This is a genomic window from Solwaraspora sp. WMMA2080, from assembly GCF_027497395.1.
GTDB lineage: Bacteria > Actinomycetota > Actinomycetes > Mycobacteriales > Micromonosporaceae > Micromonospora_E.
Map to the genome: position 1 here is coordinate 1,703,156 of NZ_CP114910.1, position 13,298 is coordinate 1,716,453.

Genomic DNA, 13,298 nt, shown 5'->3' on the forward strand with positions numbered 1-13,298 from the left:
TCAGGCCTCCTTGACGCGCGGGTTGCGAATCGGGGTCTCGTCCTCGGTCTTCACCGCGCGGCCGAGGCCGCTGACCCGGGGAGACAGGAACGCCTTGGTCCGGGCCAGCATCGACATGATCGGGTGCCGGAACAGGAACACCACGACCAGGTCGAGCACGGTCGCCAGGCCGAGAGCGAAGGCGAAGCCCTTCACGGTGCCCACCGACACGATGTAGAGCACGACCGCCGCCATCAGGGTGATGGCGTTCGCCGAGATGATCGTCCGCCGGGCGCGCAGCCAGGCCCGGGGTACGGCGCTGCGTGGACTTCGACCCTCACGTATCTCGTCCTTGAGGCGTTCGAAGTAGAGCACGAACGAGTCGGCCGCCACACCCAGCGAGACGATCAGACCGGCGATTCCGGCGAGGGTCAGGGTGAAGCCGATCTGCCGGCCGAGCACCACCATCGCGCCGAAGACCAGCAGCGCCGACAGGATCAGGCTGAGGAAGATCACGATGCCGAGCAACCGGTAGTAGAAGAACGAGTAGACCGCGACCAGCAGCATGCCGATGCCGGCGGCGAGCAGGCCAGCGCGCAGGTGCTCGGTTCCGAGCGTGGCGGAGATGCTCTGCGCCTCCTGCTGCTCGAAGGTCAGCGGCAGCGCACCGTAGCGCAGGTTGCTGGCCAGTTCGTTGGCGGTGGCGCTGGTGAAGTCGCCGGTGATCTGCGAGTCGCCGGTGAGCACGCCCTGGATCTCCGGTGAGGAGATCACCTCGTTGTCGAGGACCACCGCGACCCGGCACTTACCGTCCTGGCCGAGCGCGCTCGCCTCGCACTCCTGGTCGGTGTTGTTGAACGCCTCGCGGGTCAGCTCGGTCCAGGCGCGCTGGCCGGAGCCGGTGAAGTTGAGGCTGACCACCCACTGGCTGGTGGTCTGGTCCAGCACGCCGCTGGCGTCGCTGACGTCGGTGCCGACCACCTTCGCCTCGTCCAGCAGGTACTTGACCAGGCCCTCGCAGGCGACGACCTGCTGGGACTCGTCGCGGATCGAACCAGCCTGGCGCAGCAGGAGCTTGTCACAGGTCACGTACGGCACGTTGTACTGCACGCCGGCCGGCAGCACCCGGATCTCCGCCGGGGTCAGTTCGCCGAACGGGGCCAGGGTGTCGGCCAGCGTCGGGTCTGCGCTGAAGTCGGCCGGGGCCTGCAGGCCGGTCGCCGCCGCCCAGGCCGCCTCGCCGACCTTTGCCTGGACCTGTGCGAGGTCGACCGGCCCGTCGGTGTCGGCGGCGGGCGTCGGGGACGCGCTCGGGCTTGCCTGCGGGCTGGGGCTGACACTGGCATCGGGGCTGGCCGAGTCGGTCGGGTCCGGCTGGGCCATGCCGCCCTCGCCACCAGCGGCCGGGCTCTGCTCGGCCTCCGCCTGCGGCGACGGCTCCGCGCCAGGAGACGCCTCGGCGTCGGGCGAGGCACCGGGTGACGGCGACGCGTCGGCACCCTCCTCGCCGGCACCTTCACTCGGCGTGGGGGACGCCTGTGGCTGGATCGGCTCACCGCCGTCGGTGGCCTTGAGTACCTTGCGGAACCGCAGCTCGGCCGCGTTACCGATCTCGGTCAGGTCGCGGTTCTGGCCGGGCAGCGAGACGACGATGTTCCGGTCGCCCTCGGTGACCACCTCCGCCTCGGAGACGCCGAGGCTGTTCACCCGGTTCTCGATGATGTCGCGGGCCCGGTCGAGCGATGCGGCCGGTGGCGCGCTGCCGTCCTCGGTGGTGGCCTCCAGGGTGACCCGGGTACCACCGATCAGGTCCAGGCCGAGTTTGGGCTCCAGCCGGTCCTGCCAGCTGCCGCTGGCTCCGGCGAAGAACACCATGAGGTAGAGGACGGCGAAGATAAGCCCGAGTGCGGCGAGTTGCCGCCCGGGGCGCATCTGTCCCTGAGGTGGTGCCACGGCGGTCCTGTCTCCCTGCGCGGTTCGGCCGCTGGTGCCCCGGGCGGCAGCGGTTGGTGCCACTGGTGCGAGCGGCGGTGGGATGGTCGTCGTACCAGCCGCGACCGTCAGGTCGAGCGGTCGTGACCGGCAACACAACGATCAGTATCATCGATGTAACTCGGGTCTGGCGACCCGGGGTGGCTCAGTCCTTGGTCGGCACCTCGTCCGCCGGGGCGGACTCGGTCGTCGCGCTGACGTCGGTCTTAGGCACCACCCGGGCGATCGCCGGTCGGGCGTAGCGCTCGTGCACTCCGGGCGAGACCTCGAGCATCACCGTCTCGTCGTCCATGCTGGACACGGTGCCGTACAGGCCGCCGATGGTGACGACCTCGTCGCCGGTGCTGATCGACGACTGCATCTGCTCGGCTTCGCGGCGCCGCTTCTGCTGCGGCCGGATCATCATGAAGTACATGACGACAAAGAGCAGGCCGATCATCAGGATGGGCATAAAGCTGGCGCCGCCCGCGCCCTCTTGCGCCAAGAACACAACAACAACCTTTCGTCAGCCACTCGCGACGCCGTTACGCTCTGCGGAGGCGGGATCTCACGTGCCGTACAGACCGCGGCGAGTCTAGTCGCTGTGACTGTGAACTCTGTGATCGGCACGGATCACGTTCAGATCACGAGATAGTTTAAGCCTCATCTGAGAATAAATCAGGCATATTGGACACCATGCCGCCGGCCGTACCGGCCCGGGACTGAACACCCGGCACGGCCGGACCGCCGAGCGTTCCCGGCGGCGGCACCCGGCCGAAATGCCGCCAGGTCGCCTCGGTCGCCACCCGCCCCCGGGGGGTACGGGCCAGCAGCCCCGCCCGCACCAGGAACGGCTCGCAGACCTCCTCGACCGTGTCCGGCTGCTCCCCCACCGCCACCGCCAGGGTGGACAACCCGACCGGGCCGCCACCGAACGAGCCGATCAACGCGGTCAGCACCGACCGGTCCAGCCGGTCCAGACCCAGCTCGTCGACGTCGTACACGGCCAACGCCGCCCGGGCGGTATCCCGGTCGACCACCCCGGCCGCCCGCACCTCGGCGTAGTCGCGGACCCGGCGCAGCAGCCGGTTGGCGATCCGCGGAGTCCCCCGGGACCGGCCGGCGATCTCCGCCGCCCCGTCCGGCGTGATCGGCACCGCGAGAATCCCCGCTGACCGGGTCAGCAGCACCTCCAGCTCGGTCGACTCGTAGAAGTCCAGATGCGCGACGAACCCGAACCGGTCCCGCATCGGCCCGGTCAGCAGACCGGCCCGGGTGGTCGCACCGACCAGGGTGAACGGCTCCACGTCCAGCGGAATCGCCGTCGCGCCCGGCCCCTTGCCGACCACCACGTCGACCCGGAAGTCCTCCATCGCGCTGTAGAGCAGTTCCTCGGCCGGCCGAGCGATCCGGTGGATCTCGTCGATGAACAGCACGTCGCCCTCGGCCAGGCTGGTCAGGATCGCCGCCAGGTCACCGGAGCGCTCGATCGCCGGCCCGCTGGTCACCCGGATACCCGAACCCAGCTCGGCGGCGACGATGTTGGCCAGCGTCGTCTTGCCCAGCCCCGGCGGGCCGCTGAGCAGAATGTGGTCCGGCGGCGCGCCCCGGCCCATCGCGCCCCGCAGCAGCAGGTCCAGCTGGTCGCGGACCCGGTGCTGGGCGATGAACTCGGCCAGCCGGCGCGGCCGGACGCTGACCTCCGCGTCGCGTTCGGCGTCGCTGGCGTACGCCGACACCAGGCCCTCGACGTCGCCACTCACCGGCTCTTACCCAACAGCCTGATCGCCTGCTTGAGCAGCACCGGGACCGGCGGCGGCGGGCCGTCCAGGCTCTCCGCCACGGCGGCCACCGCCTGGTCGGCCTGCCCGGCGGTCCAGCCCAGCCCGACCAGCGCCTGCCGGACCTGCTCCGGCCACGCCCCGGCGGTCACCCCGGCCGCGCCGTCGGCACCCACCGCCACCGGCCCGATCCGGTCCCGCAACTCCAGCACCAGCCGCTCGGCGCCCTTCTTGCCGATCCCCGGCACCCGGGTGAGCGCCGCCGTGTCGGCGTTCGCGATCGCCTTACGTACCGCGTCCGGGGTGAGCACCGACAGCACCGCCTGCGCCAGCCGGGGCCCGACCCCGCTGGCCGTCTGCAGCAGCTCGAACAGCTGCTTCTCGTCGTCGTCGGCGAAGCCGTACAGGGTGAGCGAGTCCTCGCGCACCACCAGGCTGGTGGCCAGCCGGGCCGAACCGCCGGGCCGCAGGTTGGCCAGGGTGCCCGGGGCGCAGTGCACCGCCAGGCCGACCCCGCCGACCTCGATCACCGCGCTGTCCGGCGCGACCGCCAGCACCACCCCGCGCAGACTCGCGATCATCAGGCACCTCCGCTCCGCGCCGCCCGCTGCGCGGCGGCCAGCCGGTCATGCGTACCACCTCGCCAGATGTGGCAGATCGCCAGGGCGAGCGCGTCGGCGGCGTCCGCCGGGCGCGGCGGGCGGTCCAGCCGCAGCAGCCGGGTGACCATCGCGGTCACCTGGGCCTTGTCGGCCTGGCCGGAACCGGTCACCGCCGCCTTCACCTCACTCGGGGTATAGGTCCGCACCGGCAGCCCGGCCCGCGCGCCGGCCAGCACGGCCACCGCGCTGGCCTGCGCGGTGCCCATCACGGTACGCACGTTGTGCTGGCTGAACACCCGCTCGACCGCCACGCTGCGCGGCTGGTGCTCGGCGACCAGGGCGGTCAGCCGCTCATCGAGGTGCAGCAGTCGGTCCGGCAGGTCGTCGGCCGGGTCGGTCTGCACCACGTGGTACGCGACCAGCCGGCACGGCCGACCCGGCACGCCCTCCACCACGCCGACCCCGCACCTGGTCAGGCCAGGGTCGACCCCGAGCACCCGCACCGCCGATCCTCCCCCAGCCGACACCGCCGCCACACGTACGTGTGTTCGACACCCTAGCCAACCAGCGGCGGGCCGGGACAGCCGACACGCGTACCGGAGCCACCCGGCCGGTACGTCAGTTCAGCTGTACGTCGATGACCGCGTTCTGGCTCAGGTCGACCGCGTACTCCAGACGCAGACCGGTGGTGCCGGCGGGGACCTCGAACGGGACGTACCCCTCGACCGAATCACCGGGGGCGAGGGTGACCGCGTCCGGAGCTTCCCCGACCTCGGCGTCGTAGAAGGACGGCGCGTAGGTCTCGTCCGACTCGTCGAGGAGGAAGAACTGCACGACGTTCGACTCCCAGGGTTCGGCGTCGACGTTCTCGATCTTCACCTGGAGGTACAGCACCTCGTTGCCCTCGCCGACCTCCCACAGTGGGGAGCCGGCGGCGGAGGTGCCGAACGATTCGATGGTGAGCCTGCGGCCGTTGAGTTCCTCGGTGAACGGGAGTGGATCCGCCGCGGTGCTGGTGTCACCGCCGGCATCGGCGCCGTCGGCCGGTTCGTCGGCCTGCGACGGCGCCGCTGTTTCCTCGACGCTCGACGACGGCGTCCCCTCCGTCGATGAACAGCCTGTGGCGATGAGCCCGAGTACGCCGAGCACGGCGATCTGGGCAACTGCGGTACCGAGTTTCCTGTTGGCCATCGTGTCCTCGTTTCCGGCTCTGTTGCGACTGGATCTGCGCACCCGAACCACGACAGTGGAGAGCCGCCGGCTCAGGTGATCTTTGACGTCCCCGTGACGCTAGGAGACGTTGTCAAACCGCGCGGCACCGAGCGGCAGACAGCCGTGGCCACGATCGCGTAGCCCAGCAGCGAGGGCGTGCAGCGCAAGACTCCGGTCTCGACCAGTTGGTCTCACCGGTCGAGTCCATCGAGGCGGTCGAGGTGGAAGCCACCGGAGGCGGCGATCTCCTGCAGGTCAGCCAGTGCTCGTCGCCGCCGTTCGCGGCTTACTCTCACCACCTGCCGGAGAGCGTCGGTCACCGTCTCCCGCTCCGTGGTCGTGCCCAACGCGGCAGCGGCTTCCGTCAACAGGTCCTCATCAAGATGCAGGTGCGTCGCGGCCATGGACATCTCCTAGGGGATGGTTCTCCGCTCGGCCGGCAGGTGCACGTTGTGCCCGTGCCGGCTCTCGGGACCCAACAGTGCTCCGACGGCTTGATGCCACAGGTGCATCAAGATGCACCTGTGGCATCAGGCTCAACAAGTGCTAGGCCCCGGGGGCGTTCAGCTGGGACCCGGAAGCCTTGGGTCCCGAGGAGGGGCAGAGGAAATGATGGGACTGCCCGCCGCGAGTCGCTCACGGCAGTAGGCGCACACCGGGGCGGGCGTCCTGGTGACCGCCCCGGGCTGGCGCAACGCGTCGCGGTACGCCCGCACGCTGGTGATGCTGCCGTGCCGCCGTGGGTCGTCGCTGACCTCCCGACCGTAGAGCGTCACCCACGAGAACCACTCCGGGGACGGCCATACCTCCTCAACCCGGAGCCGGACCGGGCGATCGGCGTCCACGTGGTCACACTGCCGCAGCGCCACCAGATCACCGGGGCACACCAGAGCTTCGTCGTCAGGCATCGTCCGACGCCCCGTACGACTCGGCGGACTCGTCCTGGTCGTCGTGCGGGTAGCCGGCGGTCATCAACCCGGAGAGATGCAGTACGGCTCGGATCCGCCGGGCACTACTGGGGTCCCACCGATCCAGGATGGCGACCGCCCGCAGGAACGGCCGGCAGGGTCCGGGTACGCCGCCGCACCGGTGGCACTCACCGGTGGTCCGGTTCGGGATGTGGGTGCGGGCGGTCGAGTTCGCGTCGTGGACCGCCCGGGACAGCTCCGGGGACCGGGCGGCCACCGAGGACTCTGCAGACCTGGGCGGACCGTCGGGGTGAGAGATGCGCCCGGTGCTGGCGATGTGGTGGAGGACCCTGCCGGGGTGGACCTGCTGGAACATCAGTGGGAAGCGATCCGGGAGTATGCTCTGCCGCAGGACCAGAGCCTCGACCTGATCATGAAAGCAGTGGATACATGGACGTGACCACGCCGAGCTGGCGCAAGTCGACCCGCAGCAACGGCAGCAGCAACTGTGTCGAGGTCGCCGACAATCTTCCCGGCCGCGTCCACGTCCGGGACACCAAGGACCGCGATGGCGGCACCCTGACCTTCCACCCGGCCGTCTGGTCCCGATTCGTCGAGGTGGCGAAGACGCACAGCTGAATCCGCGTACGGACAGACGACAAGCCCCGGCCCCATCTCAACGGGATCCGGGGCTTTCCGCTGCTGACCAGCGGACAGTAGGCAGCATCAACAGCCCTGGCCGGTCAGCCGACGGCGGCCATGATCTCGTCGGAGACGTCGAAGTTCGCGTAGACGTTCTGCACGTCGTCGCAGTCCTCCAGGACGTCGATCAGCTTGAAGATCCGCCGGGCACCGTCCTCGTCCAGCGGCACGTTCATGCTCGGCACCAGGGACGACTCGGCGGACTCGTAGTCGATGCCGGCGTCGACCAACGCGGTGCGCACCGCGACCAGGTCACCTGGCTCGCTGACCACCTCGAAGGCCTCGCCAAGGTCGTTGACCTCCTCGGCACCGGCGTCGAGCACCGCGAGCATGACGTCGTCCTCGGAGTGCTCGCCCTTGGGCACGATCACCACGCCCTTGCGGGAGAACAGGTACGACACCGAGCCGGCGTCGGCCAGCGAACCGCCGTTACGGGTCAGCGCGGTACGCACCTCGGTCGCCGCCCGGTTGCGGTTGTCGGTCAGGCACTCGACGAGCAGGGCGACACCGTTCGGCCCGTACCCCTCGTACATGATCGTCTGCCAGTCGGCGCCGCCGGCCTCCAGGCCGGAGCCGCGCTTGACCGCGCGGTCGATGTTGTCGTTGGGTACGGAGCTCTTCTTCGCCTTCTGGATGGCGTCGTACAGGGTGGGGTTGCCGGCCGGGTCACCCCCGCCGGTCCGGGCGGCGACCTCGACGTTCTTGATCAGTTTGGCGAACATCTTGCCGCGTTTGGCGTCGATGACCGCCTTCTTGTGCTTGGTCGTCGCCCACTTGGAGTGGCCGGACATGTGCACCTCCGTCGCTTCCCACCTGCGGGGTCAGCCTGCCGCGACGGCCATCTCCACGAACAGTCGGTGCACCCGACCGTCGCCGGTCAGCTCTGGGTGGAAGGCCGTGGCGAGCAGATTGCCCTGCCGAACCGCGACAATCCTACCTGTGGCCGCTCCGGCGGCTACCCGGCCCAGCACCTCGACGTCCTCGCCGACCCGTTCGACCCACGGCGCGCGGATGAAAACCGCGTGGAACGGCGGGCCGTCGACACCGTCGATGACCACCGGCGCCTCGAAGGAATCCACCTGCCGGCCGAACGCGTTGCGCCGCACCGCCATCGAGATGCCGGCGAAGGACAGCTGGTCGGGCCGGCCGTCGAGGATCTCGTCGGCCAGCATGATCATGCCGGCGCAGGACCCGTACACCGGCATGCCGGCGGCGATCCGCTTGCGGATCGGCTCCAGCAGGTCGAACTCGACCGCCAGTTTGCTGATCGTGGTCGACTCGCCGCCGGGCACCACCAAGGCGTCGACCTGCTCCAGCTCCTCGGGGCGACGGACCGGGCGGGCGGTGGCACCGCATTCGGTCAGCGCCCGCAGGTGCTCGCGGACGTCGCCCTGCAGCGCCAGTACGCCGACCCGCACCCGCGCGTCGGGAGCCGACTGGGCCGCGCCGGTCACCAGCCGCGCTCAGCGAGACGGTGCGGCACCGGGATGTCGTCGACGTTGATGCCGACCATCGCCTCGCCGAGCCCACGGGAGACCTTCGCGAGCACGTCCGGGTCGTCATGGAAGGTGGTGGCCTTGACGATCGCCGCCGCCCGCTGGGCAGGGTTGCCGGACTTGAAGATGCCGGAGCCGACGAAGACCCCCTCGGCGCCGAGCTGCATCATCATCGCCGCGTCCGCCGGGGTGGCGATACCGCCGGCGGTGAACAGCACCACCGGCAGCTTCCCAATCTCGGCGACCTCCCGGACCAGGTCGTACGGGGCCTGCAGCTCCTTCGCCGCGACGTAGAGCTCGTCGGGTGACAGGGAGGTCAGCCGGCGGATCTCGGCGCCGATGCGCCGCATGTGGGTGGTGGCGTTGGAGACGTCGCCGGTGCCGGCCTCGCCCTTGGAACGGATCATCGCGGCGCCCTCGGTGATCCGGCGCAGCGCCTCACCGAGGTTGGTCGCCCCACAGACGAACGGCACGGTGAACGCCCACTTGTCGATGTGGTTGGCGAAGTCGGCCGGGGTGAGGACCTCGGACTCGTCGACATAGTCCACGCCGAGCGCCTGCAGCACCTGGGCCTCGACGAAGTGTCCGATCCGGGCCTTGGCCATCACCGGGATGGAGACCGCTTCGATGATGCCGTCGATCATGTCTGGGTCGCTCATCCGGGACACACCGCCCTGGGCACGGATGTCGGCGGGCACCCGTTCCAGGGCCATCACCGCGACTGCCCCGGCGTCCTCGGCGATCTTCGCCTGCTCGGGCGTGACCACGTCCATGATCACGCCGCCCTTGAGCATCTCGGCCATGCCGCGCTTGACCCGGGCGGTACCGGTGACGGAGGCGGGCGCGACGGCACCCGGGGCGGCGGCCTGAGCAGCGGGGGTCTCGGACACGGCGGATCGGCTCCTCGGCGAAGTGCGCGACAGGGGGTACGACTGGGATGCTACGCCCGCCGGCGGGGTCCACCGACAGCCAATCGACAACCCGGTGGCCTGCACTGTGGCCCAGATCACTGACAAGGAGCCCAGGTCACGGGCGGGTCGGCGCGATCATCGGCGGGTCGGGTCCACCACCCGGGTAAGGGTCGGATCGTCGATGTCGAAGTAGCGGGGTTCGTCGTGCCGGCGGCCGAAGCGCAGCAGCCGCACCAGCGGCCGCCGGCGGGCCAGCAACGCGTCGCGGACCAGGTCGGTGTGCAGTTGACGGGCCAGCACCAGCCGGCGGCTGGCCACCACCACCGCCTCGGTCGCCGGATCCGGGCTGGTCAGCGCCGTCGCCCGCAACTGCCGGGTGAGGTCGTTCTCGGCGGCCTCACGCTCCTCCGGCGACGCGGCGTCCAACGCGATCCGGGCCGCCGCGTACAGCTCCACCGCGTACTGCTCCTCGGCGAGCACCGCGGCGGCCGCCGCCCGGCGCAGCAGGTGCGCGTCGAGCGCCCGGGCGGCCGCCGCCACCCGGACGTGCAGCCGGTCCACCCGGGCCGCGGTCCAGGTGAGGTACGCCGACAGCAGGACGACCGCGACGCTCACACCGACCACCCACCGCATTCCCGGCATCGTAGTGCCGCCGGCGTAGGCCCCGTGGACCCGATCATGGTGGCTCCGCCCACTCCTGATAGAGCACCCGCCCATCGGTGGCTTCGATCGCGGCGGCGTACACCTCCAGCACCTGGCGGGCCACCGCGGGCCAGTCGAAGGTCGCCACCACCTGCCGGGCGTGGCCGGCGAGCGCTTCCCGGCGCGGCGCGTCGTCCAGCAGCCGGGCGACGGCCCGGCGCAGCGCCACCGGGTCACCGGTGGGGAACAGTTCCCCGGCCCGGCCGTCGTCGAGCACCCGGCGGAACGCGTCCAGGTCACTGGCGACCACCGCCGCGCCGGCGGCCATCGCCTCGGTGAGGATCATGCCGAACGACTCACCGCCGATGTTCGGCGCGACGTAGAGGTGCACGCTGCGCAGCATCCGGGCCTTGTCCGGCTCCGACACCAGCCCGAGGAAGGTCACCCGGTCGCGCAGCCCGGCCGGGACGGCGGCGTACAGGTCGTCGGGCCGGCCCGGACCGGCCACCAGCAGCCGCAGGCCCGGGCGGTCCGGGGCCAGCGCGACGAACGCCTCACGGAGCAGACCGAAGCCCTTGCGCGGCTCGGTGAACCGGCCGAGGAAGCCGAGCGTGCCGCCGGTGCCCGGACCGCAGTCACCCGGCCAGCCGGGCAGCGGCTCGGCGTTGGCGTACTTCGCCACCGCCACCCCGTTGGGGATCTCCACCGCGCCGCCGTCGAGGTGTTCGACCTGCACCCTGCGGGCCAGCGCCGACACCGCGATCCGGGCGGTGATCTTCTCCAGCACCAGCTGCAGCATGCCCTGCGCGGCGGCCAGCGCCCGGGACCTGGTCATCGCGGTGTGGAAGGTGGCCACCACCGGACCCCGGGCGCAGAGCACCGCGAGCAGGCTGACGCTGAGCGCGAACGGCTCGTGCACGTGCAGTACGTCGAACTGGCCACGGTTGAGCCAGCGCCGGACCCGGGCGGTGACCACCGGGCCGAAACTCACCCGGGCCACCGAGCCGTTGTACGGCACCGGCACCGAGCGGCCGGCGGCCACCACGTACGGCGGCAGCGCGGCGTCCTCGTCCGCCGGTGCCAGCACGCTCACCTCGTGGCCGAGATCGATCAGCGCCTCAGCGAGGTCGACGACGTGGTTCTGCACCCCTCCGGGGACGTCGAAGGAGTACGGGCACACGATGCCGATCCGCACGGTGGCCCCCGCTCATCCCGGCCCGGTGGCCGAGCTGCCCGACCGGTCCCGGTCGGGGTCGGGGTCGGGCCGCTCGTCCAGCCACAGCCGCTGCATCATGTGCCAGTCCTGCGGGTGGCGGGCGATACCGACCGCCAGCCGGTCGGCGATCTGCTGGGTCAGCAGGCGGACCCGCACGTCCAGCGGGCCGACCGACGGGTCGGGAAGCGGCACCGGCCCGTCCAACGCGCCGTGTGCGCGGTCCGGTTCGAACCACATGGTGGTGACGTAGAGCGGGGCACCGGTACGCAGCGCGAGCAGCGCCGGACCGGCCGGCATCCGGGTCCGGCCGCCGAAAAAACTGACCTCGACGCCCCGGGCGGACAGGTCACGGTCGGCCAGCAGCGGCACGACGTGGCCGGCGGCGAGCCGGTCAATCAGGACGTCGAACGGTGGCCGGGGACCGCCAGAGGCCGGGACGATCTCCATGCCGAGACGTTGCCGGACGGCGACGAACCGGTTGTATACGCCTTCCGGTCGCAGTCGTTCGGCGACCGTGGTCAGCGGCCAGTCGTTGGCCGCCACCCAGGCACCCGCCGCGTCCCAGTTGCCGGCGTGCGGCAACGCCACCACCGAGCCGCGCCCGGCGGCCACGTTGGCGGCGAGCATCTGCGCACCGGCCAGGTGGAAACCGGCGAGCCGCTGCTGTCGACTGAGTGACGGCAGCCGGAACATCTCCATCCAGTACCGGGCGTACGAACGCACCGCGTCCCGGGTGAGCCGGTCGAACTCGGCCGCCGGCAGATCCGGGCCGACCACCCGGCGCAGGTTGGCGGCGAGCCGGCGGACCGACGCCGCGCCGCGCCGGTGCGCCCGGTCGGCGCCGACGCGGAACAGGGCGGCGGCGGCCGGCCGGGGCAGCGTCCGGATCAGCCGCCAGGCCGCCGCGTAGCCCAGCTCGACCGGGGTCACGCGTCCACGCCCTGCGCCGTCTGCCGGGGACCCGCCGCAGCGGTGGTCTGCTGGTGCACGTGGGCGATCCGCTGCCAGACCGTCACCAGCGACAGCGCGGCGAGCAGCCAGAGCGCGGCCGGCAGCCCCCAGCTGACACCGAGGCCGCTGAGCAGGCCGCCGACGCCGACCAGGATCAGCCGCTCGGCCCGTTCGGCGACGCCGACGTTGCAGGTCATCCCGAGCCCTTCGGCGCGCGCCTTCACGTAGGACACGATGCCACCGGCGACCAGGCAGATCAGCGCCGCGACCGCACCCGCCCGGTTGCCGCTGACCGCGAGCCAGTACGCCACCGAGCCGAAGATCGCCCCATCGGCGATCCGGTCCATGCTCGAGTCGAGGAATGCGCCGAAGGTGCTCGACCCGCCGCGCAGCCGGGCCATCGTGCCGTCCAGCACGTCGGTCAGGGCGGACAGCGTGACGATCACCAGACCGGTGATCAGGTGGCCACGGGCGCCGAAGCCGATCGCCCCGACGAGCACACCGACGGTGCCGGCGACCGTGACCGCGTTCGGCGAGATCCCTGCGCCGAGCAGTCCGCGGGCTACCGGCTCGATCACCCGGGTGATGCCCGCGCGGACGGACACTCTGAAGATCTTCGCCATGGCGGTCCCACGATAACGGTCGACGGAAAGGGTCGGCACGGTGGCCACGAACGTGAACCGGTGGCGGTCACCTCGCGCGCCGGACTTGTGTACGGCGCGTCGCGGGTGTGGGATCGACACGTGAACGTGAGCGAGCTCACCCGGGCCCGGTTCACGTTACCGAGCAGGTCCCGCCCGCCTGAAGATGTCGCCGCGGATTCACCCCGCGGTCATCCTCTGCGGTCCCCGGCCGGCCGTTCCGGTCCGGACCGGAGCCCGGCCTGGTCCGCAGCGCGGTCGCCCCACCCAGTCAGGCAGCCAGGAG

At 71.3% G+C, this 13,298-nt stretch carries 16 protein-coding genes; 1 reads left to right on the plus strand and 15 read right to left on the minus strand.

Translation table 11 applies throughout. From position 1 onward, the window contains the following. The 8 genes from secD to O7543_RS07685 all read right to left on the minus strand — a co-directional run bounded on the left by secD (position 1) and on the right by O7543_RS07685 (position 6,730). Complete coding sequence (gene secD, locus O7543_RS07650; protein WP_281554485.1) at positions 1-1,932, minus strand: protein translocase subunit SecD; 1,932 nt, start codon at positions 1,930-1,932, stop codon at positions 1-3. A gap of 184 nt (positions 1,933-2,116) precedes the next feature. Next, positions 2,117-2,422, minus strand: coding sequence for a preprotein translocase subunit YajC (gene yajC / locus O7543_RS07655; protein WP_281555547.1), 306 nt, complete (start codon positions 2,420-2,422; stop codon positions 2,117-2,119). A 184-nt stretch (positions 2,423-2,606) separates the two neighbouring features. Beyond that, on the minus strand, positions 2,607-3,713 hold the full coding sequence (ruvB, locus tag O7543_RS07660; RefSeq protein WP_281554484.1) for a Holliday junction branch migration DNA helicase RuvB: 1,107 nt from the start codon (positions 3,711-3,713) through the stop codon (positions 2,607-2,609). Next, positions 3,710-4,312, minus strand: a complete 603-nt coding sequence (ruvA, locus tag O7543_RS07665; RefSeq protein WP_281554483.1) for a Holliday junction branch migration protein RuvA — start codon at positions 4,310-4,312, stop codon at positions 3,710-3,712. The genes ruvB and ruvA overlap by 4 nt, the downstream gene beginning before the upstream one ends. Next, positions 4,312-4,836, minus strand: a complete 525-nt coding sequence (gene ruvC, locus O7543_RS07670; RefSeq protein WP_281554482.1) for a crossover junction endodeoxyribonuclease RuvC — start codon at positions 4,834-4,836, stop codon at positions 4,312-4,314. The genes ruvA and ruvC overlap by 1 nt, the downstream gene beginning before the upstream one ends. 115 nt (positions 4,837-4,951) lie before the next feature. Next, the gene (locus tag O7543_RS07675) at positions 4,952-5,524 is read right to left on the minus strand and encodes a DUF4352 domain-containing protein (RefSeq protein WP_281554481.1); all 573 of its coding nucleotides are present in this window, start codon (positions 5,522-5,524) and stop codon (positions 4,952-4,954) included. 212 nt (positions 5,525-5,736) lie between these two features. Beyond that, the gene (locus O7543_RS07680; protein ID WP_281554480.1) at positions 5,737-5,949 is read right to left on the minus strand and encodes a type II toxin-antitoxin system VapB family antitoxin; all 213 of its coding nucleotides are present in this window, start codon (positions 5,947-5,949) and stop codon (positions 5,737-5,739) included. A 496-nt stretch (positions 5,950-6,445) separates the two neighbouring features. Continuing rightward, entirely contained in the window at positions 6,446-6,730 is a 285-nt protein-coding gene (locus O7543_RS07685) for a hypothetical protein (protein WP_281554479.1), read from the minus strand. Positions 6,731-6,903: 173 nt separating this feature from the next. On the opposite strand from O7543_RS07685, the gene O7543_RS07690 reads away from it, so the two are divergent. Beyond that, the gene (locus O7543_RS07690) at positions 6,904-7,092 is read left to right on the plus strand and encodes a DUF397 domain-containing protein (protein ID WP_281554478.1); all 189 of its coding nucleotides are present in this window, start codon (positions 6,904-6,906) and stop codon (positions 7,090-7,092) included. Between the two features lie 104 nt (positions 7,093-7,196). On the opposite strand, the gene O7543_RS07695 is transcribed toward O7543_RS07690, so the two are convergent. The 7 genes from O7543_RS07695 to pgsA form a co-directional block, all read right to left on the minus strand. Continuing rightward, a complete protein-coding gene (locus O7543_RS07695; protein ID WP_123601103.1) occupies positions 7,197-7,946 on the minus strand; it encodes a YebC/PmpR family DNA-binding transcriptional regulator in 750 nt (249 codons plus the stop codon). A gap of 30 nt (positions 7,947-7,976) precedes the next feature. Further along, positions 7,977-8,573 carry a pyridoxal 5'-phosphate synthase glutaminase subunit PdxT gene (gene pdxT / locus O7543_RS07700; protein ID WP_281555546.1) on the minus strand — a complete coding sequence of 199 codons (597 nt, stop codon included), beginning with the start codon at positions 8,571-8,573 and terminating at the stop codon, positions 7,977-7,979. Between the two features lie 32 nt (positions 8,574-8,605). Then, on the minus strand, positions 8,606-9,541 hold the full coding sequence (gene pdxS, locus O7543_RS07705) for a pyridoxal 5'-phosphate synthase lyase subunit PdxS (RefSeq protein WP_281554477.1): 936 nt from the start codon (positions 9,539-9,541) through the stop codon (positions 8,606-8,608). A gap of 156 nt (positions 9,542-9,697) precedes the next feature. Continuing rightward, positions 9,698-10,204: a hypothetical protein gene (locus tag O7543_RS07710; RefSeq protein ID WP_278168593.1), complete on the minus strand. Its 507-nt coding sequence runs from the start codon at positions 10,202-10,204 to the stop codon at positions 9,698-9,700. A 34-nt stretch (positions 10,205-10,238) separates the two neighbouring features. Further along, positions 10,239-11,399 (minus strand): glycosyltransferase family 4 protein, encoded by a 1,161-nt coding sequence (locus O7543_RS07715; RefSeq protein WP_281554476.1) that lies wholly within the window; start codon positions 11,397-11,399, stop codon positions 10,239-10,241. A 12-nt stretch (positions 11,400-11,411) separates the two neighbouring features. Then, complete coding sequence (locus tag O7543_RS07720; RefSeq protein WP_281554475.1) at positions 11,412-12,350, minus strand: phosphatidylinositol mannoside acyltransferase; 939 nt, start codon at positions 12,348-12,350, stop codon at positions 11,412-11,414. Then, positions 12,347-12,994 carry a phosphatidylinositol phosphate synthase gene (pgsA, locus tag O7543_RS07725; RefSeq protein ID WP_281554474.1) on the minus strand — a complete coding sequence of 216 codons (648 nt, stop codon included), beginning with the start codon at positions 12,992-12,994 and terminating at the stop codon, positions 12,347-12,349. Before pgsA ends, O7543_RS07720 begins: the two co-directional genes overlap by 4 nt. Positions 12,995-13,298 lie beyond the last annotated feature (304 nt).

Coding starts and splice junctions, on each gene's coding strand:
- yajC (WP_281555547.1), bottom strand. CDS start 2,422: ATGCCCATCCTGATGATCGGCCTGCTCTTTGTCGTCATGTACTTCATG.
- ruvA (WP_281554483.1), bottom strand. CDS start 4,312: ATGATCGCGAGTCTGCGCGGGGTGGTGCTGGCGGTCGCGCCGGACAGC.
- O7543_RS07675 (WP_281554481.1), bottom strand. CDS start 5,524: ATGGCCAACAGGAAACTCGGTACCGCAGTTGCCCAGATCGCCGTGCTC.
- O7543_RS07680 (WP_281554480.1), bottom strand. CDS start 5,949: ATGGCCGCGACGCACCTGCATCTTGATGAGGACCTGTTGACGGAAGCC.
- O7543_RS07690 (WP_281554478.1), top strand. CDS start 6,904: ATGGACGTGACCACGCCGAGCTGGCGCAAGTCGACCCGCAGCAACGGC.
- O7543_RS07695 (WP_123601103.1), bottom strand. CDS start 7,946: ATGTCCGGCCACTCCAAGTGGGCGACGACCAAGCACAAGAAGGCGGTC.
- O7543_RS07710 (WP_278168593.1), bottom strand. CDS start 10,204: ATGCCGGGAATGCGGTGGGTGGTCGGTGTGAGCGTCGCGGTCGTCCTG.
- pgsA (WP_281554474.1), bottom strand. CDS start 12,994: ATGGCGAAGATCTTCAGAGTGTCCGTCCGCGCGGGCATCACCCGGGTG.